This is a genomic window from Acidobacteriota bacterium, from assembly GCA_016195325.1.
In the GTDB taxonomy this organism is placed as follows: domain Bacteria; phylum Acidobacteriota; class Polarisedimenticolia; order JACPZX01; family JACPZX01; genus JACPZX01.
Window position 1 is genome coordinate 38,470 of record JACPZX010000098.1, and the last position, 24,549, is coordinate 63,018.

Annotated in this window: 22 protein-coding genes; 4 read left to right on the forward strand and 18 right to left on the reverse strand. The window is 70.1% G+C overall.

The genetic code is table 11. From position 1 onward, the window contains the following. Window position 1 precedes the first annotated feature (1 nt). The 14 genes from argJ to HY049_17140 all read right to left on the reverse strand — a co-directional run bounded on the left by argJ (window position 2) and on the right by HY049_17140 (window position 13,190). Window positions 2–1,183 carry a bifunctional glutamate N-acetyltransferase/amino-acid acetyltransferase ArgJ gene (gene argJ, locus HY049_17075; GenBank protein MBI3450611.1) on the reverse strand — a complete coding sequence of 394 codons (1,182 nt, stop codon included), beginning with the start codon at window positions 1,181–1,183 and terminating at the stop codon, window positions 2–4. Further along, window positions 1,180–2,541: an argininosuccinate lyase gene (argH, locus tag HY049_17080; GenBank protein ID MBI3450612.1), complete on the reverse strand. Its 1,362-nt coding sequence runs from the start codon at window positions 2,539–2,541 to the stop codon at window positions 1,180–1,182. Before argH ends, argJ begins: the two co-directional genes overlap by 4 nt. Window positions 2,542–2,564: 23 nt before the next feature. After that, complete coding sequence (locus HY049_17085) at window positions 2,565–3,806, reverse strand: argininosuccinate synthase (GenBank protein ID MBI3450613.1); 1,242 nt, start codon at window positions 3,804–3,806, stop codon at window positions 2,565–2,567. After that, window positions 3,803–5,017, reverse strand: coding sequence for an acetylornithine/succinylornithine family transaminase (locus HY049_17090; GenBank protein MBI3450614.1), 1,215 nt, complete (start codon window positions 5,015–5,017; stop codon window positions 3,803–3,805). Before HY049_17090 ends, HY049_17085 begins: the two co-directional genes overlap by 4 nt. After that, the gene (argB, locus tag HY049_17095; protein ID MBI3450615.1) at window positions 5,004–5,786 is read right to left on the reverse strand and encodes an acetylglutamate kinase; all 783 of its coding nucleotides are present in this window, start codon (window positions 5,784–5,786) and stop codon (window positions 5,004–5,006) included. Before argB ends, HY049_17090 begins: the two co-directional genes overlap by 14 nt. Next, window positions 5,783–6,817 (reverse strand): N-acetyl-gamma-glutamyl-phosphate reductase, encoded by a 1,035-nt coding sequence (gene argC, locus HY049_17100; GenBank protein ID MBI3450616.1) that lies wholly within the window; start codon window positions 6,815–6,817, stop codon window positions 5,783–5,785. The genes argB and argC overlap by 4 nt, the downstream gene beginning before the upstream one ends. Continuing rightward, the gene (locus HY049_17105) at window positions 6,817–7,335 is read right to left on the reverse strand and encodes an arginine repressor (protein ID MBI3450617.1); all 519 of its coding nucleotides are present in this window, start codon (window positions 7,333–7,335) and stop codon (window positions 6,817–6,819) included. The genes argC and HY049_17105 overlap by 1 nt, the downstream gene beginning before the upstream one ends. Before the next feature lie 103 nt (window positions 7,336–7,438). Beyond that, the gene (locus HY049_17110; GenBank protein MBI3450618.1) at window positions 7,439–7,708 is read right to left on the reverse strand and encodes a hypothetical protein; all 270 of its coding nucleotides are present in this window, start codon (window positions 7,706–7,708) and stop codon (window positions 7,439–7,441) included. Then, on the reverse strand, window positions 7,701–8,255 hold the full coding sequence (locus HY049_17115; GenBank protein ID MBI3450619.1) for a SocA family protein: 555 nt from the start codon (window positions 8,253–8,255) through the stop codon (window positions 7,701–7,703). The genes HY049_17110 and HY049_17115 overlap by 8 nt, the downstream gene beginning before the upstream one ends. Before the next feature lie 184 nt (window positions 8,256–8,439). Beyond that, window positions 8,440–9,189 carry a hypothetical protein gene (locus tag HY049_17120; GenBank protein MBI3450620.1) on the reverse strand — a complete coding sequence of 250 codons (750 nt, stop codon included), beginning with the start codon at window positions 9,187–9,189 and terminating at the stop codon, window positions 8,440–8,442. A gap of 38 nt (window positions 9,190–9,227) precedes the next feature. Further along, window positions 9,228–10,895, reverse strand: a complete 1,668-nt coding sequence (locus HY049_17125) for a D-aminoacylase (GenBank protein MBI3450621.1) — start codon at window positions 10,893–10,895, stop codon at window positions 9,228–9,230. 23 nt (window positions 10,896–10,918) lie between these two features. Further along, window positions 10,919–11,302: a VOC family protein gene (locus HY049_17130; GenBank protein MBI3450622.1), complete on the reverse strand. Its 384-nt coding sequence runs from the start codon at window positions 11,300–11,302 to the stop codon at window positions 10,919–10,921. After that, window positions 11,299–11,916, reverse strand: coding sequence for an ABC transporter ATP-binding protein (locus tag HY049_17135; GenBank protein MBI3450623.1), 618 nt, complete (start codon window positions 11,914–11,916; stop codon window positions 11,299–11,301). Before HY049_17135 ends, HY049_17130 begins: the two co-directional genes overlap by 4 nt. Before the next feature lie 86 nt (window positions 11,917–12,002). Beyond that, a complete protein-coding gene (locus HY049_17140; GenBank protein MBI3450624.1) occupies window positions 12,003–13,190 on the reverse strand; it encodes an ABC transporter permease in 1,188 nt (395 codons plus the stop codon). A gap of 223 nt (window positions 13,191–13,413) precedes the next feature. Between HY049_17140 and HY049_17145 the strand changes: the two genes are divergently transcribed. The 3 genes from HY049_17145 to HY049_17155 all read left to right on the forward strand — a co-directional run bounded on the left by HY049_17145 (window position 13,414) and on the right by HY049_17155 (window position 18,598). Continuing rightward, on the forward strand, window positions 13,414–15,873 hold the full coding sequence (locus HY049_17145) for a VCBS repeat-containing protein (GenBank protein ID MBI3450625.1): 2,460 nt from the start codon (window positions 13,414–13,416) through the stop codon (window positions 15,871–15,873). Window positions 15,874–16,023: 150 nt separating this feature from the next. Then, on the forward strand, window positions 16,024–16,530 hold the full coding sequence (locus HY049_17150) for a GAF domain-containing protein (protein MBI3450626.1): 507 nt from the start codon (window positions 16,024–16,026) through the stop codon (window positions 16,528–16,530). A 10-nt stretch (window positions 16,531–16,540) separates the two neighbouring features. Continuing rightward, window positions 16,541–18,598, forward strand: a complete 2,058-nt coding sequence (locus HY049_17155) for a PAS domain S-box protein (protein MBI3450627.1) — start codon at window positions 16,541–16,543, stop codon at window positions 18,596–18,598. A 21-nt stretch (window positions 18,599–18,619) separates the two neighbouring features. On the opposite strand, the gene HY049_17160 is transcribed toward HY049_17155, so the two are convergent. The 4 genes from HY049_17160 to HY049_17175 all read right to left on the reverse strand — a co-directional run bounded on the left by HY049_17160 (window position 18,620) and on the right by HY049_17175 (window position 23,253). Continuing rightward, window positions 18,620–20,374 carry a CRTAC1 family protein gene (locus HY049_17160; GenBank protein MBI3450628.1) on the reverse strand — a complete coding sequence of 585 codons (1,755 nt, stop codon included), beginning with the start codon at window positions 20,372–20,374 and terminating at the stop codon, window positions 18,620–18,622. 13 nt (window positions 20,375–20,387) lie between these two features. Next, a complete protein-coding gene (locus HY049_17165; protein ID MBI3450629.1) occupies window positions 20,388–20,915 on the reverse strand; it encodes a hypothetical protein in 528 nt (175 codons plus the stop codon). Window positions 20,916–21,303: 388 nt separating this feature from the next. After that, window positions 21,304–22,044 carry a hypothetical protein gene (locus HY049_17170; GenBank protein MBI3450630.1) on the reverse strand — a complete coding sequence of 247 codons (741 nt, stop codon included), beginning with the start codon at window positions 22,042–22,044 and terminating at the stop codon, window positions 21,304–21,306. A 12-nt stretch (window positions 22,045–22,056) separates the two neighbouring features. Then, on the reverse strand, window positions 22,057–23,253 hold the full coding sequence (locus tag HY049_17175; GenBank protein ID MBI3450631.1) for a hypothetical protein: 1,197 nt from the start codon (window positions 23,251–23,253) through the stop codon (window positions 22,057–22,059). Between the two features lie 475 nt (window positions 23,254–23,728). Here HY049_17175 and HY049_17180 point away from each other — a divergent pair, with 475 nt between their 5' ends. Next, on the forward strand, window positions 23,729–24,547 hold the full coding sequence (locus HY049_17180; protein MBI3450632.1) for an FTR1 family protein: 819 nt from the start codon (window positions 23,729–23,731) through the stop codon (window positions 24,545–24,547). The last annotated feature ends 2 nt before the right edge of the window (window positions 24,548–24,549 follow it).

The following is a 24,549-nucleotide window of genomic DNA, read 5'->3' on the forward strand; positions in this document are numbered from 1 at the left end:
ACTACGTCCTGTACTCCGCGTTCATCGTGATGTAGTCGTGGCCGAGATCGCAGGTGACCCTCGACGACGTCGCCTTCCCCGCGCCGAGGTCCACCGTCACGACGACCCTCTCCTTCGAGAAGAGGCGGACGGCGTCCTTCTCGCGGTAGAGCGCCGGCTCGCCGCCGACCACGAGGGAAAGCCCCCCCACCGACAGCGACACGCGCCGGCTCGAGAACCGCGCCCCGCTCCGACCGACGGCCGCCAGGATGCGCCCCCAGTTCGGGTCCCCCCCCGCGAGGGCGGTCTTCACGAGAGGGGAGGTCGCCACGGCGTGCGTCGCCGCCTTCGCGTCGCGCTCGCTCCGTGCACCGCACACGTTGATCTCCATCAGGCGGGTCGCCCCCTCGCCGTCCCGCACGATCATGTGGGCGAGGTCCCGGCAGACTGCGATCAGCGCCTGACGAAACGCGGAAGCCTCGTCGAACGACGTCAGCGCCGCACCGCCGAGCTTTCCCGAGGCCATCAGCAGCACCGAGTCGTTCGTCGAGGTGTCGCCGTCCACCGAGATCGTGTGGAAGCTCCGGTCCGCCGCCTCGACGAGCGCGGCCTTGAGGAGCGCAGGCGAAGCCTCGACGTCCGTGAGAACGAAGGCGAGCATCGTCGCCATGTTCGGGTGGATCATCCCCGCCCCCTTCGCGAAGCCGACGACGCGCCCCCGCCGGGCGCCATGACGGAAGGTCGCGTGCGCGACCTTCGGTCCGACGTCGGTCGTCAGGATCGCCTGCGAGGCGGCGTCGAGGCCGGACGGGGAGAGGCGGTTGATCGCGTCGGGGAGGGCCGCGCGGACCTTCGCGTCCGGGAGGACGACGCCGATGACGCCGGTCGAGGCGAGGAAGATCTCTTCGGGAGAACATGAAAGAAGCGAAGCCGCCCTTTCCCGCACCCGGCGCGCCGCGTCCAGTCCCGCGCGGCCGGTGACGGCGTTGGCGCACCCCGCGTTGACGACGGCGGCCCGGACGCGTCCGCCGTTCTTCCGCATCGCGAGGCGCGAGAGGACGACCGGGGCGGCCTGGAGCTGCGTCTTCGTGAAGATCGCGGCGGCCGCGGCGCCGTCGGGGGCGACGATCATCGCGACGTCGGGGCGCTTCTTCCGGATCCCGGCGCGGACGCCGCTCGCGAGAAACCCCTTGGGCAGCCTCAACGTGAGCCTCTCTTCCGCCCGATCCGCGCCAGGGCGGCGCGGGCGGCGGCCTTCACGCGCGCCGGGGCCGTCCCGCCGAGGGCGCGCCGGCGGTTCAGCGCCTTCATCACGTCGAGCGAGGCGAGATCGGACCGGGTGACCCCCGACCCCACTGGCAAGTCGGCCAAGGCGACGCGGCGTCTTACAGCCGCGGCGATACGAAGTCCGACGATCTCGTGGGCGTCGCGGAAGGCAACGCCGCGCCGCGCGAGCGAGTCGGCCAGCTCGGTCGCAAGCGGAAGGTCCCCCGAGGCCGCCTCGCGCATCCGCTCGCGGTTGAGGCGCACGCCGTCCACGATCGCGGAGATCGCGGGGAGGACGAGGGCGAGCGTGGCCCCGGCGCGGAAGACCGGCTCCTTGTCGAGCTGCATGTCCTTGTCGTAGGCGAGGGGGAGCCCCTTCATCAGGGAGAGGAGCCCGGTCAGATCGCCGATCGAGCGGGCGGCGTGGCCGCGCGTCAGCTCGAGGATGTCGGGGTTCTTCTTGTGCGGCATGCGCGAGGAGCCCGTCGCGAGGCGGTCGGGGAGCTCGAGGTACGCGGCCTCGTCCGAGGTGAAGAAGATCAGATCCTCCGCGAGGCGCGACAGGTGCATGAGCAGGATCGACGCGGCGGCGAGGAAGTCGATCGCCGTGTCGCGATCCGAGACGGCGTCGATGGAATTTGCCGACGGCCGCGCGAAGCCGAGGGACTTCGCGAGGCGATGGCGATCGATCGGCAGGGGAGTGCCGGCGAGCGCCGCCGAGCCGAGCGGGCATTCATCCCCCCGATCGCGGGCGGCGGCGAGGCGGTCGGCGTCCCGAAGGAGCATCTCGACGTACGCGAGGCACCAGTGGCCGAAGGTGACGGGCTCGGCCTGCTTGAGGTGCGTGTAGCCGGGCATCGGCGTCGCCGCCTCCTCGATCGCGCGTCGGGCGAGGGCCGCGGCGAGGTCGAGGGCGGCGCCCCGCGCGGCGGCGAGGGCGCGCAGGAGGTGGAGCCTGAAGTCGGTCGCCACCTGATCGTTTCGCGAGCGGCCCGTGTGGAGCTTGCCGGCGAGGGGGCCGACCTTCAGGGCGAGCGCCGCCTCGACGAAGGAGTGCACGTCCTCATGCCGGGATGTGCTCGGGGGCGAAACCTTGCACGCCTCGCGGATCTCCGCGAGCGCGTGCGTGATCCTCTTCGCCTCGGTCTCCTTGAGGACTCCTGCGCGGCGGAGCGCGACGGCCCAGGCGATCGATCCCTCGATGTCCTCGTCGAGGAGCACGTGATCGACGGCGAACGAGTCGTTCAGCGCCCGGAGGAGCGCGCTCGGATCTCCCTGGAAGCGGCCGCCCCACATCCGCCGCTCCTTCAACTGCGCCCTCACTTCGAGGCCGCGCGGCGCGCGTCGACGGGGATGGCCTCGCGCGGGGCGAGGCGGGCCCGGCCGCGGGTGGGGAGGCCGAAGAGGTGGATGAAGCCGGCGGCGTCCTTCGCGTCGTAGCCGCTCATGTCGAACGAGGCGAGGCGGCTCGAATAGAGCGAACGGCTCGACTCGCGGCCGACGACGGCGGCCGTCCCCTTGTAGAGCTTGAGGGCGACCGTGCCGGTGACGTTCGCGGCGATCGACGTCATGAACCCCTCGAGCGCCTCGCGCAGCGGCGAGAACCACTGCCCGAAGTAGACGATCTCGGCGTAGCGGAGGGCGAGGCGCTCCTTCTCGTGCACCGAGTCGCGATCGAGGGTGAGGGACTCCAGCGCCTTCAGCGCCGCGACGAGGATCGTCCCCCCCGGCGTCTCGTAGACGCCGCGCGACTTGATCCCGATGAGGCGGTTCTCGACGAGATCGGCGCGGCCCACGCCGTGGCGCCCGCCGATCGCGTTGAGCGTCTCGACGAGCTTCGCGGGGGAGAGCTTGCGCCCGTTCACGCTGACGGGGATCCCCGACTCGAAGCCGACGGTCACGCGCTCGGGCGTGGCCGGCGCCTTCCTCGGCGAGACGGTGAGCTGGAACATCCTCTCCTCGGGCTCGAAGGCGGGGTCCTCGAGGGGCCCTCCCTCGTGCGAGAGGTGCCACAGATTCCGGTCGCGCGAGTACGGGTCTTTCTTCGTGACGGGGACGGGGATGCCGCGCGCGGAGGCGTAGTCGATCGCCTCCTCGCGCGAGGAGATCCCCCACTCTCGCCACGGCGCGATGACGGAGAGCTCCGGGGCGAGAGCCTGGTAGGCGAGCTCGAACCTCACCTGGTCGTTCCCCTTGCCGGTGCAGCCGTGCGCGACGGCGTCGCAGCCGGTCGCGAGGGCGATCTCGGCCTGCTTTTTCGCGATCAGCGGGCGCGCCGTCGCGGTGCCGAGGAGGTAGTCGCGCTCGTAGATGGCGCCGGCCCGCAGGACCGGGAAGATGTAGTCCTTCGCGAACTCCTCCCGGGCGTCCACCAGGTGGAAGCCGGCCGCGCCGGTGCGGCGCGCCTTCGCGCCGAGTCCCGACGTCTCCTCTTGCTGGCCGACGTCCACCGTCACGGCGACGACCTCGCAGCCGTAAGTCTCCTTCAGCCAGGGGATGATGATCGAGGTGTCGAGCCCGCCGGAGTAGGCGAGGGCGACCCTGCGGACCTTCGTCTTCATGGAGTCATCTCCGATGATGGTTGCGCGTCCGTGAGAATCTGCGTGAGCGTGACGACGAACTTCGAGAGGGCCGCCCGGGGGACGACGTACGGCGGGAGGATCCTGAGGACCCGCTCCCGCGACGTCCCGACGACGAATCCGCGGGCGAGGAGCTCCTTCGCCACGGGACCGGCCTCCCGATCCATCTCGATCCCCCACATGAGACCCGCGCCCCGGACGTCGGTGATCGCGCGGCATTTCTTCTGAGCCTTCCGGAGCGTCTTCCCGAACCATGCACCCATCGCCGCGACCTTCGCGAGGAGGCCCTTCCGCTCGATCTCGTCGAGGAGGGTGAGGCCGAGGCGGCACGCGATGGGGTTGCCGCCGAAGGTCGTGCCGTGCTGCCCCGGCTTGATGACCCCGTCGAGCGCCGGGCCGGTCACGACGGCGCCGAGGGGGAGGCCGCCGCCGAGGGGCTTCGCCATCGTGACGATGTCGGGGACGACCCCCGTGCGCTGAAAGGCGAAGAGCGACCCCGTGCGGCCGAGGCCGCATTGAATCTCGTCGAAAACAAGCAGGGCGCCGGTCCGATCGGCGAGGCGGCGCGCGAGGGCGAGGAACGAGGGGGTCATCGGGATGATCCCCCCTTCTCCCTGGATCGGCTCGACGAAGATCGCCAGCGTCGCTGAAGAGACCGCCGATGCGAGCGCGGCCTCGTCGTTCGGCGCCACGAACCGCGCTCCGGGAACCAGCGGGTGGAACGGCGCGCGGTAGGCCTCGTGCCCCGTGATCGAGACCGAGCCGAGGGTGCGCCCGTGAAAGCTCTCCGTGAGGGCGACGATCTCGGTGCGCCCCGGGTTTTTCAGCCGCGCGAGCTTCAGCGCCGCCTCGTTCGCCTCGGTGCCGCTGTTGCAGAAGAAGACGCGCGAGAGCCCGGAGCCCCGCACGAGCCTCTCGGCGAGGAGCCCCTGCGCCGGGTGGTAGAAGAGGTTCGAGATGTGCAGGAGATTCTTCGACTCGTCGCGAAGCGCCCGGATCAGCGCGGGGTGCGCGTGCCCGAGCGCGTTGACCGCGATCCCCGCGAGGAGATCCCAGTGCTCCTTCCCGTCGGCGTCGAAGAGGCGGGCCCCCCGCCCGCGCCGGGGATGGAAGGCGCGCCGCGTGTACGTGCCGAGGAGGAAGGCGCGCTCCCGCTCCTCCACGGCCGATGTGGACTCTTCAGGCAGCGCCAACGCGCGTTCCCCCTTTCCCTGTGGCGAGGGCGGCGGCGTGACGCCGCGGCCCCGCGATGACGACCTCGCTCACCCCGCGCGCGATCGCCTCGAGCGAGGCGGTCAATTTCGGGCGCATCCCGCCGCGCACGGCGTCCGACGCGAGAAGGCGCCCCAGCCCATCGGCGTCGATTCTCCGGACGACCTTGCCGTCGGCGTCGAAGACCCCCTCCACGTCGGTGAGGAAGAGGAGCCGCCGCGCGCCGATCGCGGGGGCGAGGGCGGAGGCGGCCGCGTCGGCGTTCACGTTGAGGAGCTCGCCCCCCGCCGTCGCCGCGATCGAGGCGACGACCGGGAGCGACCCGGCGCCCAGGATCGCGAGAAGGAGTGCGGGCCGGCACGCGACGACGCGACCGACGCGGCCGAGATCGACCCCATGGACCCTTGGGTGGGGCTCGGCCACGAGCGTCCCCCCGTCGCAGCCCGCGATGCCCGTCGCGTCGATACCTCGAGCGATGAGATCGCTCACGAGCCGCTTGTTCACGAGCCCGGCGAGCACCGAGACGACGACGTCGAGGGTCGCGGCGTCGGTGATGCGGAGCCCCTCGTGCGTGCGCTTCGGGATTCCGGCGCGCTCGAGCGCGGCGTCGACCTGCCGGCCGCCGCCGTGGACGACGACGAAACGGTCCCCGGCCCTGAAGCGCGCCGCGATCGCGTCGAGCGCCGCCTCGCGGGGCTTCTCCTCCTCGAGGATGCGCCCCCCCAGCTTCACGACGAAGATCCCGCTCACGCGAGGCCCGCCGTCTCGTCGAACCCGTACATCCGGTTGAAGTTCTGCACCGCCTGCGAGGCGGCCCCCTTGAGGAGGTTGTCGATGACCGAGACGACGACCGCCGACCTCCCGCCCTCGAGGAGCCGGTATCCGATCTCGGCGCGCGGTGTGCCGACCACCGCCCGAAGGTCCGGGAGATCGCCGTGCGGCCGCACGCGGACGAAGGGGGCGCGCAGGTAGGCGTCGTCGTAGATCGCGGAGAGACGCTCCGGCGTCATCGGCGACGAGAAGCCGACGTAGAGGGTCGAGAGGATCCCGCGCACGATCGGCAGGAGGTGCGGGACGAAGACGAGCGGCGCGTCGTCGCCGAGCGAGAGCCCCTGCCGGATCTCAGGCTCGTGCCGGTGCGCGCCGACGCCGTAGGCCTTGAAGTTCCCGGCGAGCTCGGCGAACGAGAAGCTGACGTCGCTTTTCTTCCCCGCCCCCGACACGCCGCTCTTGCCGTCGCAGACGATCGCGCGCCCGGGCTCGAGGATGGGAAGAAGAGGGCGCAGCGCGAGGAGGATCGACGTCGGGTAGCACCCCGGGTTGGCGACGAGGCGGCCGGCGCGCAGCTCGCCGTTGCACCACTCGGTCAGGCCGTAGACCGCCGTCTCGAGAAGCGCGGGGTCGGGGTGCGGAAAGCCGTACCACCGCTCGAACTCCGCCGCGTCCTTGAGGCGGAACGACCCCGAGAGGTCGACGACGCGCTTCCCGGAGGCCACGAGCGCGGGGGCCAGCTCCGCCGACGTCTCGTTCGGGGTCGCGAGAAAGACGCAGTCGGGGCGGGAGTCGAGAAGGCGATCCATGGCGAAGGGCTCGACGGCCGGGCCGCTCTTCCCGGCGAGGGCGGCGTGCACGCGCTCGAAGGGGACCGTCTCGCCGCGCGCGCTCCCGTGGAGCGTCGCGATCTCGGCGTTCGGATGGGATGCGAGAAGCGCGGTCAACTCGGCGCCAGCGTACCCCGTGGCGCCGGCGACCGAGACCCGGACTTTCGGCGACTCCGCCATCAGGCGCGAGCCCGCCGCGCCCGGCGCTCGGGGCGCACGTGGGCGGTGAAGCGGACCGTGAGGCGCTGCGCCGCGGCCGCCCCGCGCGCGGCGACGAACACGGTGTCGTCGCCCGCGATCGTCCCCGCGACCTCGTCGAGCCCCGCGGCGTCGATGGCGCGAGCGACGGGCTGGGCGACGGCCGGCGGCGTGCGGATGACGACGATGGGGCCCGCCGCCTCCACCGACGCGACGTAGTCACGGAGCGCCTGGTTCAGCCTCTCCTCCCGCGTCTCGGGGGCCCGGAGCGCGGCCCTCGTCGCGGTGAGGGAGGGGATGTCGTCGGGGACGACGTAGCCGGCCGGAGTCTTCGCGAGCCCCAGCTCCCGCACGTCGCGCGACAGCGTCGGCTGCGTGACCTGGAACCCCAGGGCTTTCAGACCGCGGAGGAGGTCGTCCTGGGAGCGGATCTCGGTCTCGCGGACGAGCTTCTGGATCGCCTCCCGCCGCGGCGCCGCACCCGATGCATCTTTATTCATGCGCGCAAGTATTTATGCGCGCGGGGGCCGTGTCAAGAGGGAATTGCGTGGGCGCGATACCCGTGATCGCCGCAGCGGTTGAGTGAAGTCGAGAAGAGCGCGATCAGTCGGCGCGAGGTTCCGTCTTGATGATCGATTCGAGGACGACACGCTCCGAGTCGAACGAGTAGAGAATCAGCAGCGGTGAGGATTCCCAGTCGAGTGTGGCGATGGCCCACACGCCCAAGTGCTTCGTGGGGATTCCGCGCTCCGGAGTTCGTGCCAGAATCCACTTGACTCCATCGAGAATCTCATCGAGCCTCTGGACATCGGCGATATCCTGCGCTTGAGTCGCGAACTTGCCGCCTTCAACGACAACCCTGAGCCTATCCACGACATTCCGGTTCGATGGTCATCGCGTAAGCATTCTCCGCATCTGTCAGCGGGCGCGCGACGACGAACACCGTCGAGTAAGGAATTGTTTCGCCGTCACGGGCCGCCTTCCATCCGAGAAACCCATGCGACGCATCACTGATGTCGGTGGCGCTGACACCCCGCCAGCGATCGATGACGGCGTCGATCAGGGCTATCTCCTTGCCGGTGAATGCGGACAAGTCTGGTTCGCGGAGAGCGATCAACCGATGCTGCTTGTAGGCGCCCACCATTGACTCCTGAATAGCTGCGGATCTCTCGACTTGAACCATCCGCTCTCGAATCGGCATCAGGGGTCTGGGAGCGGGGCCCTGGGCGAGTTTCTGATACTCGACTCCCGAGACAGGTTTCCCGTACTTTGCGTACGCGGTGAAATCTGAGATCCAGAGAAGCTTGTTCAGCTTGATCGCTCCAAACGTCGGATCGCCCTCGCACTTTTTCGCGATGTAGAGCATCAGCTCCGCGAACTTGGCTTCATCTGGCACGAATCGGTTGGCTGTCTCGGTCACGACGCTCCTCCTTTCTCCGCGGGCGCATGGAGCATCCCGTCGTTTCGCTTTTCGTTCGCCTCCCCCGAATATACACCCTCGCCACTCGAGCTACCACCGGCCGAAGAGGCTCCTCATCCTACGGCGAGAGAATCTAACCAGCAACAACTCGTTGTCGACCCAAAGGACGACGCCCGGAAGGCATTCAGCGATTCAGGGACGACGCGTCCATCGGTCGGACGAACGCGGCGTCGGGGACGCCGTTCAGCTCGATCGCGTCGAAGTCGAAGCGGAAGGTGTCGTCCCCCTGGCGGATGACCGCGCGCTTGAAGAGTCGCAGCGGGCCGACTTTCTCCCAGCGCCCGAAGACGACGGTGATCGACTCCGCGCCCCGGCCGGTGTGGTTCGTGAGGCGCACTCCGCGGGGGAGGCCGCTCGCCGCGTCGTAGAAGATCTCGACGGGCGCGCCGAGCGCGTCGTGGAGCGTCACGATCCTCGCGGCGTGTCCCTCGAAGTCACCGGCGCTCGCCGCCGCCGGCCCCGTGAAGCGGCTCTCGGGGGCCAGGGCGATCATGTGGAACTCGTGCCCCTGAAGGGCGCTCCGGCCCGCGGCGTCGAGCGCGGTGCAGGGCGTGCCGGGAGCCGAGCACTCCCAAGCATCCTTTCCATCGTAGCCGCCCGCGTCGTGTCCGCCGTCCTCGTGGATCTGATCGAAGAGGAACCGGCCGTCCCGCGCCGAGGCGACGCGCATCGTCCACTTGCGGCCCGTCGGGCCGACGCAGGAGGCGGTGGCGTCGATCGTGGAGATCGCCGCGACCGCCGTCTCGCCTCCCATCGCCAGGGCGGCGGCCTGAAAGATGGACGCAGGGGTCGGAGCCGTGGGCGGTTGCGGCTCGACCGGGGCGGGGTCGGCGGCGTGCGCCCAGGCCGCGAAAACGAGCAGAACTGGGATCAACCAAGCACGCATCTCGAGGTCTCTTGTGCTCCCTGACCCTACTTCCTCCCCGTCCACCCCGGTCCCCGGAGCGCCTTCCCCGGACGCTCGGCGGTGATCTTCCCGCCGTCCACGACGAGCTTTCCGTTGATCGCCACGTACGGGATCCCGACGCTGTAGTGGAGCGGGTCCTCATACGTCGAGCGATCGCGGATCGTGTCGGGGTTGAAGGCCACGAGGTCCGCCGCCATCCCCGGCCGGACGACGCCGCGATCCGCGAGCCCCATCCGTGACGCCGGCAGCGACGTCATCTTCCGGACCGCCTCCTCCATCGAGAGGAGCTTCTCGTCGCGCACGTAGCGGCCGAGGATGCGGGCCGTCGACCCCCAGGCGCGGGGGTGCGACTTCTCCTGCGAGAAGATCCCGTCCTCGGCGACGGCGGGGGAGTCGGTGCCGAGCGAGACGAGCGGGCTCTTCAGCGCCGTGCGGACGTCGTCCTCGTTCATGATGAAGATGATGTTCGAGGTGTTCGCCCGATCGGCCGAGACGATGTCCATCAGCGCGTCCATCGGGTCCTTCCCGTCGGCGCGCGCGATCTCGTCGAGGCGCCGGCCCTCGTGCTTCTTCAAGTCCGGATTGAGGACGCTGGCGATCAGGATCCCCGCCGGGCCGCCGCAGCACAGGTACTGGTTCGTCCACGACGGATCGTCCTTCGCCATGTCGGCCTTCACGCGCGCGCGGACGGCCGGGTCCTTCAGCCTCTCGATCAGCTTGTCGCGCCCGCCGTCCCTCACCCACAGAGGAAGGTTCGCGTCGAGGCCGTTCTGCCCGGCGGTCCACGGGTACTGGTCGGCCGAGACGTCGAGCCCTTCGGCGCGCGCCTGGCTGATGCGCTTCAGCACGCCGGGCATCCGCCCCCAGTTCTTCGCGCAGGCGGTCTTCAGGTGGTAGATCTGCGCCGGGATCTTCGCCTCGCGCGCGATCCGGAAGATCTCGTCGAGGCTCGTGTCGATCGCGTCGGACTCGCTGCGCTGGTGCGTGATGTAAGTCCCGCCGTAGCGGGCGGCCACCTTTGCGAGGGCGATGATCTCATCGGTCGAGGCGAAGCGGTCGGGGACGTACTGGAGCGAGGTCGAGAGGCCGAAGGCCCCCTCCTCCATCGCCTGCGCGACGGCCGCCTGCATCGCCTCGATCTCCTTCGACGTCGCCGGACGGTCGTCCTCGCCGACGACGAGGTTGCGGACGCCCCCCTCGCCGACGAAGGTGCCGAGGTTGATCGCGGGGTGGGCCAGCTCGAGGGCCTTCAGGTAGCCGTCGATCGTCGTCCACGTCGGCTTCACGCCGTAGCGCTCGTAGACTTCCTTGCTCTCCTCGACGATGCGCGCGTTGATGGGAGCGATCGACTGCCCCTCCCCGGTGATCTCGGTCGTGATTCCCTGCGTGATCTTGCTGGCGGCGCGGTTGTCGACGAGGACGTTGTACTCGCTCTGCCCGAGCATGTCGATGAACCCCGGCGTGATGACGAGCCCCGTCGCGTCGACGCGCCGCGTCGCCCGCGCCTTCGAGAGATCTCCGATGGCCGCGATCCGATCGCCCGTCACGGCGACGTCGGCGACGAACCACGGCGCGCCGGTGCCGTCCACGACGCGGCCCCCGTCGAAGATCAGGTCGTAAGCCGGACCCGCGGCCGGCGCGGCCCCCGCGAGGAGCGCCGCCGCCGCGAGCAGGAGGGCGCCGGGGACGAGGCTCCTCACTTCCGCACCTCGCTCATCAGGCCGATGTGGTTGCCGTCGGGATCCTGGAAGAGGACGAGCCACAGATCGTGGTCGGACATCCGGGCGAGGAAGTGCGGCTCGCCGGTGAAGGGGGCGCCGCGGCCCTTGAGATGCGCGTACGCCGCCTGGATGTCGTCGACCTTGAAGTAGACGACCGACCCCGTGCTCTTGTGCTCGGGTTTGCCCGGAAGTCCGAGAAGGAGTCGGATGCCGCCGCAGTCGAAGAAGGCCATATTCGGGACCTCGAAGAGGAACTTCATCTCGAGCACGTCGCGGTAGAAAGCGATCGATCGCTTCACGTCCGAGACGACCAGGGCGACCTGGACGATCCGGGAGAAATCGGTGGGCGAGGGCGTCATGGGTTCCTCCGGTGAGTGGACGAGTCGACGAGGCGGCCGTCCTCGAGGTGGAGCCGGCGCCCGGCGCGCGCGGCCAGATCCTCGCTGTGCGTCACGACGAGGATCGTCAGGTGCTCGCGGGCGTTCAGCTCGGCGAAGAGATCGAAGATCGACGCGGCGTTTCGCGGGTCGAGGTTGCCCGTCGGCTCGTCGGCGAGGAGGAGCGACGGCTCCCTCACGAGCGCGCGCGCGATGGCCGCTCGCTGCGCCTCGCCGCCGCTCAGCTCGCGCGGGTGGAAGCGCGCCCGGTGCGACAGGCCGACGCGCTCGAGGAGCTCCGCCGCGCGCTTCGCGCCGACCGGCCGGGACTCCTCCCGCCCGAACATCAGCGGGAGGCGCACGTTCGCCTCCACCGTGAGCGACGGGATCAGGCTGAACTCCTGGAAGACGAAGCCGACGACGCGGCGCCTCAGCCCCGTCAGGGCGCTCTCCTTGAGGCTCTCGACCGCCGTCCCCGCGATCCGGAGGCTCCCCGCCGTCGGGTGATCGATGCAGCCAAGAAGGTTGAGGAGCGTCGTCTTCCCGGACCCCGACTCGCCGGTGACGGCCACCATCTCGCCGCGCCTCACGATCATGTCGAGGCCGCGGAGCGCCTCGATCCGCTCCGCCGCGCGCACGTACGTCTTCGTGACGCCGCGCGCCTCGACGATCGGCGCGTCGCTCACAGCGTCCCCCGCATCGATCGGATGGGCCGCAGAAGAGAGGCCTTCATCGCCGGGTAGAATCCGGCGAGGAGGCCGATGGCGAGGGCGCCGGCAAGGCCCGCGCCGACGATCGGCGCCGTGAGGGTGACGATGTGCCCGGGCGGCGCGTACGGGATCACCGATCGCACCGCCTCCTCCGTGAAGCGGCCCAGGGCCAGCGTGAGCGCGACCCCGGCGACGCCGCCTGCGAGGCAGATGAGGGCCGACTCGATCCAGACGATGGCGAAGACGTTGGCCGGCGAGGCGCCGAGCACCTTCATCACGCCGATCTCGAAAGAGCGCTCGAGGACCGACATCATCGTCGAGTTGAAGACGCCGAGGGAGGCGACCAGGATCGCGACGAAGGCGGCGGCGGTGATGAAGACGCGCGCCGACCCGACGAGATCGAGGATCGTCCCGCGCACCTGCGCCAGCGTGATCACCTGCACCGACGGGATCTCGAAGGCCCGCTCGATGAAGGCGTCCATCCTCTCGATGCGCGCGAGCTTCACCGCGATGCCCGTGAGCTTCCCCTGCCGGTCGAAGGCCTCCTGCGCGAAGCCGAGGGGGAGGAAGACGAGGCCGTCGTCCTGCGTCCCGCTCTTGTCGAAGACGCCGACGACCTTCACCGTCTGCCCCTTCGTCCCGGCCGCGAGCGTGGCGCCGAGGTCGAGCCTCAGGTACTCGGCGACGTTGTAGCCGAGGACCGCCTCGGCCTCCTCCCCTCCCGCGAAGAAGCGGCCGCGCTGGAGAGTCATCCACGGCTTCAGCTTCAGATACGCGTCGTCGACGCCGAGGTAGACCTGGAACTTCGAACCCGTCGCGGCCGGCGTCCCCTGCATGAACATCCGCGAGATGGCGCCGACGTCGGGATCTTTCCTCAGCTCGTCGAAGACGCGCTCGTCGACGTACATCGGGATGTTGCCTCCCTTCATCACGAGCGTCGCCGCCTCGTACGGGCACCCCTTCGCCGTGACGAGGACCTCGTACCCCATCCGTTCCACGGTGCGATCGAGAGATTGACGATAGCCGCCGTAGAAGGCCGAGATCGTCAGGAAGACGGCGACCGAGACGGCGATGCCGGTGATCGTGAGGCCGGTGCGAAGGGGCGAGCGGGCGAGGTTGCGGAGCGCGAGGGTCAGGTAGGACAGCGATGTTCGAAGCACGCGGGGATCCTACCAAAGTGACCGCGAGATTGTGGGATTCTTCGGGAGCCGGGCGGGATAACCCCTGTCATAGAGTCACTTACGCCGGGTACCGGCACTCACCGTTCTGACTGAACCCGAAAATCGGGACCGCCCCGTCGGGGGCTTCGCGGAATTCCAACAATCTCGCGCTCACCTTGGGGGATGGCTTGCGGGCAGGGCGACCCGCCCGTACGATGCCGCGATGCGACTTCTCGTGCTGGCGATCACGCTGGCGCTGCTCGTAACGGGCTGTGCCGCGCCCACGTTTCCGGCGCAGGACCTCGATCCGCGGCGGAGCGTCGAGCTGAAAGAACATTACCAGCGCGGGCTCGAGCTGTACCGGCAGGGGCTCCTCGAGGGGGCTCTCGCGGAGTTCAAGGCGTGCCTCGAGATCGATGACGGGAGCGCCGACATCCACTTCCAGATCGGGCGCATCCTCATGGAGCGGGCGCTGAACCAGAACGCCCGGCTCGACGTCGCGGCCGACCGGCTCGAGCGCGCGGTGCGGATCGACCCGAAGCACACTTCGGCGCGGCTCCTTCTCGCCGTCATCTACCGGCACCGGTTCCCGCCGGGGACCTACAGGCCGCAGCGCGCCTCGGAGCTGTACGAGGCGCTCCTTCAGGAGAAGCCCGACTGGGCGGAGATCCGCCTCGAGTACGGGAAGTGGCTCGCCGACGGCGAGGTGCGCCTGCGCTTCCCGGGGGATCCGAACCGGGTGCCGATGGACTCGGTCTGGTCGCTCGAGATCGCGCGGGCGCAGTTCGAGAAGATCCTCGACCAGGCGCCCCCCGGATCGGACGCCTTCAGGACGGCGCAGAGGTCCGTCGGCGAGGTCCTGTTGAAGATGGGGGACTACGAGGGGGCGAAGAGCCGGCTCGAGCGCGCCCTCGAGTCGGGGGGACAGGACGCCCAGGGGGCGCCGGGCGCAGGAGACCGGGGGCACATCCTCGAGGAGATCGGCGACTGCCGGCTGAGGCTCGACGACGACAGGGGGGCGCTCTCGACGTTTCGCAAGGCGTGGGCCGCGGATCCGAACATCCAGTATCTCTGGGACATCAAGGTCGCCGCAGATCGCCTCGGCGGGTTCCCGGCGGACGTGCCGAAGTCCGAGCGCTTCGAGCGGCGCGGGGAGGGGATCGACCCGAACGATCCGCCGCTGCTGAAGTTCGAGGACGCCGCCCCCCGGCTCGGCATCGACAAGTGGGCGGGGGCCGGGCCGAGCGCCTGGGCCGACGTGGACGGTGACGGGCGCGAGGATCTCCTCGCGTGCGGCTGCGACACGTACTGCACCCTCTGGAAGAACAACGGCACGAGCTTCTCCGACGTGACGATCAAGGCCGGCCTCACGCGCCTCGAGTCGGGGTTCGGTGCGGTCTTCGCCGACTACGACAACGACGGCGACATGGACTTCTACGTCGCCCGGAACGGATGGAACGGCCCCGCGAGCAACTCGCTGATGCGCAACAACGGGGACGGCACCTTCACCGACGTGACGAAGGCGGCGGGCGCCGACGCGCCCGGGTCGTCGTTCAACGCCTCGTGGGCCGACTTCAACCGCGACGGCCGCCTCGACCTCTTCGTCACGCAGGGGGTCACCAACGACGGATCGATCAATCGCCTCCTCGCGGCGAACGCCGACGGCACCTTCACCGACGTCACGGAAGCGGCCGGCCTCGGCGAGCCGCCGTGGTTCGGCACCATCGGCGTCGCCGTGGGCGATTACGACGGCGACGGCTGGCCCGACATCTTCGTGCACGGCCGCTTCGGGCTGAACCGCCTCTACCACAACGAGAGGAACGGCCTCTTCAAGAACGTCGCGAAGGAGGCCGGCGTCGCGGGGAACGCGGCGCAGAACGGCTACGTGGCCTTCTTCTCCGACGTCGACGCCGACGGCGATCTCGACATCGTGACCGCCTCCCTCGGCGAGTGGCCCAAGGTGCTCGAGGGATACCGCCCCGGATGGCAGCCGAAGTCGGCGGCCGACCTCGCGGACGTCCCGCATTTCTACCGCAACGACGGGGGCGGCCGCTTCAGCGATCAGACGAGCGCCGCGGGTCTGGTCTACCCGCTGGGGGTCATGTCGGGCGGGGTGGCCGATCTCGACAACGACGGCTATCCGGACCTCTTGTTCGGCACCGGCGACCCGGTCTTCACGCGGCTCGAGCCGAACGTCCTCCTCCGGAACGTCGAGGGTAAGAGGTTCGTCGAGGTGTCGCGCTTCGCCGGCGTCGCGCGGGCCGCGAAGGGTCACGGCATCAGCTTCAACGACTGGGACAGGGACGGCGACCTCGACGTCTACATCGAGCTGGGGGGGTTCTACCACGGCGACTTCGCCCACAGCGCCTTCTACTTGAACCAGCTCGGGAGCCGGAACGCATGGCTCGAGGTCACCCTCGAGCAGCCCGGGGGGAACCGCAACGCCATCGGCGCGGCGGTGACGCTCCGGGACGGCGCCTACCGGATGTACCAGGAGGTGAAGGCGGGAGAGGGGTTCGGCTCCACGAACCCCGCGCGGCTCCACTTCGGCCTCGGGAAGCGCACGCGCGTCGAGGCGCTCGAGATCCGCTGGCCCGACGGGTCGCGGCAGACGATCGCGGCGCCGCCGATCCGGAAGCGGCTGAGGCTCATCAAGGGCGAGTCCGCTCCCCGCGTGGAGTGACCCGCGGGCCTCCCGGCCGCCTTGCCCCCTCCCCCCCGGGGACTATCTTCTTCACGCTCGGGTGTGCGTGAAGAGCCGCGTCCGTCGGGCCTTTCCGGAGACTCAGGGAAGTCCGGAGAGTCGGCTTGTGGGCCCATCGGGGAGATGTCGATGAGCGCAGTTACGATCGTGCGGCAGCTCGACGAGGCCGCCGCGCGCGGAGCCGGGATCGGAGATCTCTTGCAGCTCGCCGTCGAGCGGATTCACGCGGCGAGCTCCCGCTTCCACTGGACCGGGATCTACGAGCTGTACCCCGACGCCGTCCTCAGGCTCGGCCCCTTCCTCGGCGCGCCGACCGATCACGTCTTCATCGCCGTCGGCCGCGGCGTCTGCGGCACCGCCGTCGCGGAGGGGCGCAACATCAACGTTCCCGACGTGCTCAAGGTGGCCAACTACCTCGCGTGCTCCACGTCGACGCGATCGGAGCTGGTCGTCCTGATCCGGCGCGGCGATCGGATCTTCGCCCAGATCGACATCGACAGCCACGAGGCCGACGCCTTCGATCCCGAGTCGGTCGCGATGGTCGAGGCCGTGGCCGAGCGCCTCGCGGACGTCTACGCGCAGAGCCGGGTCGCACCCGCCTCCCGGGGCGGTGCGACCCCGGCCCGTCAGGCCTAACGGAGGCACGTTGAGCCCGATCGCCGGCACCGAGCGTGACGAGACGATCTCCGCGCTCCGCGACAAGGTCGAGGACTACGAGCGGTGGCTGAGGTCCCTCGACGCGCAGATCCGGGTCCTCGAGAGGGAGCGGCAGAAGCTCTCCGCCGTCCTCAACCACTCCGACGCCGCCTTCATCGTCGTGAACTCGCGGCTGCAGGTCACGTGGGCGAACCACGTCTTCGCCACCCTCTTCGGCGCGGGGGCGCACCAGGCGGCCGTCGCCGGCCGGACGTGCCACGAGCTGGTCTGCCGGCGCGATGCGGCGTGCGCGATGTGCCCGGCGCTCCAGCCCTTCAACACCGGCTGCGTGGCGCACCACGAGATCCAGACGGAGATCAACGGCGAGGCGCGCCACATCTACGCGACGGCGATGCCGATCCTCTCGCCCGAGGGACGCATCGACGAGACGATCGTCATGCTCCAGGACATCTCCGACCTCGCGATCCTCAGGCGCTCGGAGGAGGCGCTCCGCACGAGCGAGGAGCGCTTCCGGTCGATCTTCGAGAACGCGGGCGCCGGGATGGCGACCATCTCCCCCGACGGGTGGTTCCTCCAGGTGAACCGGGGGCTGTGCGATTTCCTCGGGTACGAGCCGCACGAGCTGTGGAAGCTGAAGGTGGAGCACGTCACGCACCGCGAGGATCTCGCCGAGGCGCGCCGCGCCTTCGACGACACGAAGAACGCGGGGGTGCGCGAGCTGGCCCTCGAGACGCGCTACGTCCGCAAGGACGGCGCGGTCGTGTGGGGGCGGGCCACGGCCACCTGGGTCTACGGCCCCGACGCGCAGGCGATCTACGCCGTCGCGATGGTCGAGGACGTCACGCAGAGGAAGACCGCCGAGGAGGCGCTGCGGCGGAGCGAGGAGGCGCTGCGGCACAGCGAGGAGCAGCTCCGGCAGGCGCAGAAGATGGACGCGATCGGGACGCTCGCCGGCGGCATCGCGCACGACTTCAACAACATCCTCACCGGCGTCATCGGCTACGCGGAGCTCCTGAAGCTCGACGCCCAGCCCGGGACGAAGGTGCACAACGCGGCCGACGTCATCCACAAGGCGGCGCGCCGCGGGGCCGATCTGACCCAGCAGCTCCTCGGCTTTGCGCGCAAGGGAAAGCAGCGCGACGTCACGATCGACGTGCGCGCGACGATTCGCGAGGTTGTCGACCTCCTGGGCCGCACCATCGACAAGAAGATCGTCATCACGCAGAAGCACCACGGCGCGGAGAGCTGCGTCGTCGGCGACCCGAGCCAGATCCAGCAGATCATCCTCAACCTCGCCGTCAACGCGCGCGACGCGATGCCCGACGGCGGCGAGCTCACCTTCACGACCGCCCCCGTCCACGTCACCGAGAGGGAGGCGAGGGTGAGGGCGGGCGGCGCGCAGGGCGCGTTCCTGTCGATCTCGGTCGGCGACACGGGGAGCGGCATCGAGGCCGACCTTCGGCAGCGCATCTTCGAGCCCTTCTTCACGACCAAGGAGCGCGGGAAGGGGACGGGGATGGGGCTCGCGATGGTCTACGGCATCGTGAAGAACCACGGCGGATCGATCCACGTGGAGAGCGAGGTCGGGCGCGGGACGTGCTTCTCGATTTACCTGCCGCTCGCCTCCCCGCGCCATGCCGTGCCGGAGGCCGCCCCCGGCGAGGCGCCGCCGGTGCGCGGGAGCGGCCTCGTCCTCGTGGTCGACGACGAGGAGCCCGTGCGCTCCGTCGCCACGGCGTACCTGAAGCACCTCGGCTACGAGGTGCTCACCGCCGCGAACGGCGAGGAGGCGGTCGACGTCTTCCAGGAGCGGGGGGGGGCGATCGACCTCGTGCTGATGGATCTGGTGATGCCGAAGATGGGAGGCCCCGAGTGCTTCCGGATCCTGAAGGGGATGGACTCGAGCGTCCGCGTCGTCCTCTCCACGGGGTACGGCTTCAGCGTCGCGGCCCAGCAGATGATCGACGAGGGGATGGTCGGCTTAGTGCAGAAGCCCTACGAGATGCGCAAGCTCTCCGAGATCGTCGCCCGCGCCCTCAAGCGCTGAGCCGCGCGCGGCGGGGTGGGATCACCGCGGCACGTCCACCTTCAGCCTCGTCCCCCCCTTCACGTCCTTGAGCTCCACGCTCCCCCCGCCCGCGAAGGTCACGACGACGCGGTCGGCCCTTCCCGCCGCCCCGACCGAGAAGATCGCCTTCAGGCTCGACTGTGAGGCGTAGCTTCCCCCCGCGAGGATCACGCGCGACTGCCGCGTTCCCGAGGCGAAGACCTCCACGCGCGATCCGATCCACCGCGGGTACGGCCTGACCGGCTCGACGGTGATCCAGCGCGACGGGTCGGCGCCGTCGTAGCGCAGGAGGAGCGGGGGCTCGTCGATGCGCGTGAAGAGGAGATCGGGATCGCCGTCGTTCTCGAGATCGCCGACGGCGAGGCCGCGGAACGAGCTGCGCGTCTGCCACCCTTCGCCTGCCGCGCCGCTCGCGTCCTCGAAGAGGGGAGGGCGGTTGAGGAGGAGGAGGTTCCGCTCCTTGAAGCCGAACTCGGCCGAGAGGAGATCGGCTTGCGGGTAGATGTGGCCGTCGGCGACGACCACGTCGGGGCGCGCGTCCTGATCGAAGTCGACCACCGCGGCCCCCCACTTGAGGTTCCTGTACGTGAGGGCCGCGACCTTCGTGGGGACCGAGACGTCCGAGAAGAAGAGATCCCCCTCGCCGCGGTACACCGCGCTGTCGTCGTCGGAGAAATTGTTCACGAAGAGGTCGAGGACGCCGTCGCCGTCGAGATCGGCGACCTCGACCCCCATGCTCGCCTGCGCCGCCCCGTCGGCGCTGAAGGCCGCCCCCGACACGACGCCGATCTCGGAGAAGTGTCCCCCTCCTTCGTTCCGGAAGAGGTAGTTCGGGTTCGAGTCGTTGGCGACGTACAGATCCTGGTCGCCGTCGCCGTCGAGGTCCGCCGCCACCGAGGCGAGGCCGTAGCCGCGCCCGACGTCGGTGAGGCCTGCGGCGTCGGTCGCCTCCTCGAAGGTGCCGTCGCCGCGATTGCGGTAGAAACGATCGGCCCCTCCCGGCATCCCGAACGGGCCCACCATCACCTGGACCTGCCCCTTGTAGAGGAGCGTCCTCTCCGCCGAGAGGACCTCGTCCATCGTCGCGTCGATGTAGCTCGTGACGTAGAGATCGAGGTCGCCGTCGCCGTCGGCGTCGAAGAGCGACGCTCCCCCCCACCATCCGGTGTCGGCGACTCCGGCGCGCGCGCCGACTTCCTCGAACGTTCCGTCCCCGCGGTTCATGAAGAGGAGGTTCGCGCCGAAGGTCGTCACGAAGAGATCGAGATCGCCGTCGCCGTCGATGTCGCCGGCGGCGAGGGCGATCGCCCACGCGCCGCGCGCGTCGAGGCCGGCCTCCGCCGTGGCGTCGGTGAAGCGCCCGCCGCCGAGGTTCCGATAGTAGGTGAGGCCGCCCCGCGCGAGGACCTTCCGGGGCGGGCCGCCTCCGTCGCGATCGGCGAGGCGCCAGCCGCTGAGGGTCACGATGTCGTCGAGGCCGTCGCCGTCGAGATCGACAAAGGCCGCGCCGCTCCCCACCGACTCGAGGAGGTGATCGCGGGACGGCGACCCGCACCACGAGATCGCCGTGAGCCCGGCCTCGGCCGTCGCGTCGACGTAGGCGGGCGAGGCCGCGGGCGTTGAGGTCGCCGCCGGTGGCGGGGCGGCCGTCGGCGCGGGGGCCGGAGGCGTTCTTCCGGCGCACCCCGCTCCGAGCAGGCACAGAGTCGCCGCGAGCGCGCGGGGCCTGATGGTCCCGGCGCGGGGTCGGCTCAATGGGAAGCCGGCCCTACTTCGCGGCGAGGGCGCGCGAGGCGAGAGACGTCAAGGCGTCCGTGATCGCCTTCACCTCGGCGGGGTCCGCCTTCGGCGCCGCGGCGGCCTTCGCGCAGCGCTTGCCGAGATCGAGCGCCTCCAGCTTCAGCTTCTTCGTCAGGACGACGTACCCCTCGTCGTAGATCGCCTGCGGCCCCGAATCGTCCGCGTGATGATGATGCCCCCCCTTCAGGAGCCGGCTGCGGATCGGCTCGATCGCCGCCCCTCCCTCGGTCGCGAAGTCTCCGATGCGCGCGGCCGCCGTCTTCAGATCCCCGCGCCCGAGGCTCGCGAGCGCCATGTCGCGCTCGACGGCGAGAAGGGCGCGGATGACCTGGGCCTCCGCGTCGTGATCGGCGAGGATCGAGTCCGCCACCTTCTGGTAGACGGCCGTGATGCCGGCGATCCCCGACTGGCCGGCGGCGTCCGAGTCGGCGGCGAGCGCCGGGGCGAAGGCGGCGAGAACGAGCGTGGCGGCGACGAGCAGGGCTGGCTTTCTCATCAACTGTGACTCTCCTTTTCAGTGGCGGCCTCGTCATGCGGGCGCGCCGATTGTTCACGGGCGAACCCGCCGATCATGCATCGCGGGGCCCGTCGCCGTCGAGGGGCGGGAGGTCAATCGGCGGGCGGTGGTCGACGTTGGGGCGTGGCAAGTGAACTGAGAACGGCTGGTGGTCGAGGAGATCAGGCGCGGGAGCGTGCGGGACGAGGCCGGGTACCCGCGGAGGCGTTTGACGCCCACCTGCCATCAAACAAAGACGGCGGCGCCGGAGTGGGTGGCCGAGCAAGCCCGAGGCCGAGCGCGATTACTTCACGCGCGGAGGCCGACTCCCGCGCCTGATCTCCTCGACCACCAGCCGCGGCGGGAATAGCTCCGCCCGCCTCGCCGATCAGGGTCGATCGCGCCAGGCGTACCTCGCGCCGGTCCAGTAGAGGTAGCCGGGGTGGCCGTCGAGCGTTTCGGTGAGGACGTCGCGCGGGGCCAGGTCGGCGGGGAAGTTGCGCACGATCGTCGCGACGGGCGCCGTCCCCATCTGCGATCCGATGGCGCGGGTCAGGACGAAGGTCTGGCGCGCGTCGGGACTGCGCCAGGCGGCGGGGCCGTAGCCGTGGATGATCGCGATGAGCTCTTCGCCCGGCGCGGTGCGGGGTCGCGACGGCGCGTGCGAGGCGGGCATCGCCGCCGTCGTGTGGGCGAGCGAGGCCGCGTCGGGGGCGGCGGCTTCGGGGGGGCGGGGGTCCTCGAGGATCCAGTTGGCCAGCTCGTGGTTGATCTCGCCGATGCGCGCGGGATCCGGGCGCACGACGACGGCCAGATCCTCGACGCCGTCGGCGTTGAAGTCGGCGGCGAACCACCGCCCTCCCGCCGGGCTCTCCGGCTTCGCGGCGCCGGCGAAGACGCGCGCGACCGCGTCGGCGACGTCGGCGGCGGAGCCCACCGATCGCGCGGCCGGGGCCCTACCGGGGGCGCCGGACGAGCATCCCGGCGAGGGGGAAAGCGCGAGCGGGATCATCAGGAGCGCGAGGGGGGCGGGGAGACGACGTGACCCGGTCCGGCCACGGGGCTGGGGGTCGGCCGGGGGCAGGGCCTCCTGCCGCGCCGCCGACCATCGTGTCCGGAGCCGGGTCACGAGCTCTCCTCTCTACAGCGTGTTGAGGAACGTGATGAGCTGGTTCTTCTGCGTTGTGCTCAGGCTGATGTAGTTGTTGATGACCGGGTTCGCCTCTCCGAAGTGACGGAGGATCGCCTCGTTGCGCGTCAACGTGGCGCCGTCGTGCATCAGGCGATCCCGCGACCGCATCCCCCAGAGCGGAGCCGTGCGCAGCTTGTTCCGGGTCGACTGCCCGCCGTTCTGCACGACGCCGTCCCCCGTCCCCACGTCGTGGAGGAGGAAGTCGCCGAACGGATGGATGATCTTGTTGCCGAGAGCCGCCGGCACCGTGAACGCGCCGCCGTTGATGATCGTGCCGGCCGGGGCCGTCGTGATGCTGCGGACGTGGCAGGTGTTGCAGCCGATCGCGTTGAAGAGGGAATCGCCGGCGATCGCGTCCGACGTCGCGGCGAGAGCGGTGTCACGCGGGGGAGCCTTCGTCGCCCGCATGAACTCCGTGAACTTCGCGACGTCGGCCCCGCCCGCGTCCTCGGGATCGGGGACGGTGTCGAAGGCGGCGACCGACACGCCGTTCGACGTGTTCTCGGTGGGCTGGAGGGGGCTCGTGATCCCCATCTCGTTCAAATAGGCGTCGGCCGAGAACGACTGGAGGCTGGCGTGCTGGTTCTTCCAGCCGAATCGCCCGCCGCGCAGCGCCCCTCCGGCCTCGCCGACCGGGACCTGGATGAACTGCCCCCGCATCCCGGACGGCTGTCCATTCGAGATCGCGACGAGGGTGTTGCTGTCGAGTGACTCCACGAATCCGTCCCCGACGGTGTTGAGCGAGGTGCGGAAAGTGCGCACTTCGAATCCGCCCAGGACGCGCTCCTGGATGTTCGCGTTGATGGCGCGGTCGTTGATGAGCGATCCGCCCGTGTGGTCGACGAAGTTCACGCCGTCGAAGTGACCGGCGCGTAGCTCGGTGATCTGGCTGATCGCGCCCGTCACCGGGTTCTGGTGGCACTCGGCGCAGGCCTGGGCGTTGTAGACCGGCCCGAGGCCGTCGGCGATCTCCTCACGGCTCTCGAACTCCGCCCGGTCGACGTCGAACGTCGCCTGGGACACGAAGCCGTTGGTGAGGTTGTCGTATCCGGTCGGCGCCTCGGTGGACGCTGACTGGGAGATGACGATCGGAACGGCGAAAAGAGCGAGGGCGGCGAACAGAACTAAGTGCTTGGCTCGACTCATCGGAGCCTCCATGTGAGTAAGGGACACGCATCCCTATCGAGGACGGGGGCGCGCGATCGGTCCCGGTCCCGTGAGCGGGGCACCTGAGAGATGTCTTCCGGCTGGATCTGGCGGCTGGTTGTGGTTCGGCCTCTCTCGGCGTGCACAGGCGGCGAGAGCCTAATCTCCTCCCCCGAGAAAATTTGTGATGCGCCCGGCCCCCCAAGAGCCGGATTGCATCGGATGTTGCGACCCTACGCCCGTTCCCTATTTCTGTCAATAGGGAAAAAACGAGCGGACCGCGGGCGATTCGCGCATGGCGGCAACCCGTCGGGCGCCGAGCTCCCCCCCCCGCGATCCGGACCACCACGCGTCGTTGACACCCGCGGCGGCATCCCCTATAGAATCTGGGCCGTCGTGGGGCCGAGCCGGACCCGCACCGCGCGATTCGGCCCGCCGCGTCGCATCGACCCCGAACCCCGGGAGACCCAGAGGCTTGCTCCAGGCTTTCGTCATCACGCTCCGCGAGGGGCTCGAGGCCTTTCTCATCGTCGCGATCAGCCTCGCGTACCTGAGGCGATCGGGGCGCGGCGATCTCGCGCGGGCCGTGCACTTCGGGATCGGCGTCGCGATCCTGCTGAGCGTCGGCGTCGGCGTCCTCCTCGGGCGCGCCAACAGCCAGTCGCTCTGGGAGGGGATCCTCGCCCTCGTCGCGGCCGTCCTCGTCGCCTCCCTCACCGTCCACATGTGGCGCGTCGCGAGAAAGCTCAAGGGCGAGATCGAGGTGAGGCTGGAAGCCCAGTCGGCCCGATCGGGGCGCGCCGCCTTCCTCGGCGTCTTCCTCTTCACCCTCCTGATGATCACCCGGGAGGGGATGGAGACGGCGCTCCTGATGAACACCCTCCTCTTCCAGGTCAAGTCGGCCACGGTCATCCTCGGCGCGACGCTCGGCACCCTCTCGGCCGCCGCCATCGCCTGGCTCTGGACGCGCTACGGCCACCGCGTGAACCTCGCGAGCTTCTTCCAGGTCACCGCCGTCTTCCTCTTCGTCTTCGTCATCCAGCTCGTGATCTACGGCTTCCACGAGCTGAGCGAGGCCGCCGTCCTCCCGAACAGCGAGGCGCTCCACTGGGCCACCGAGCCGTACGGCCCCGACGGCATCTACGGCCAGTACCTCAGCTACCTCCTGGTCCTGCTGCCGCTCGCCTGGCTCGGCGTCGCCTCGCTGCGTCGCCCCCGCGCCTCTCGCCCCGCGAGCCCCTCGGTCCGCACCGGCCCCCCGACCCCCCCCAGCCCCTCGGCTCCGAAGGCCTGACG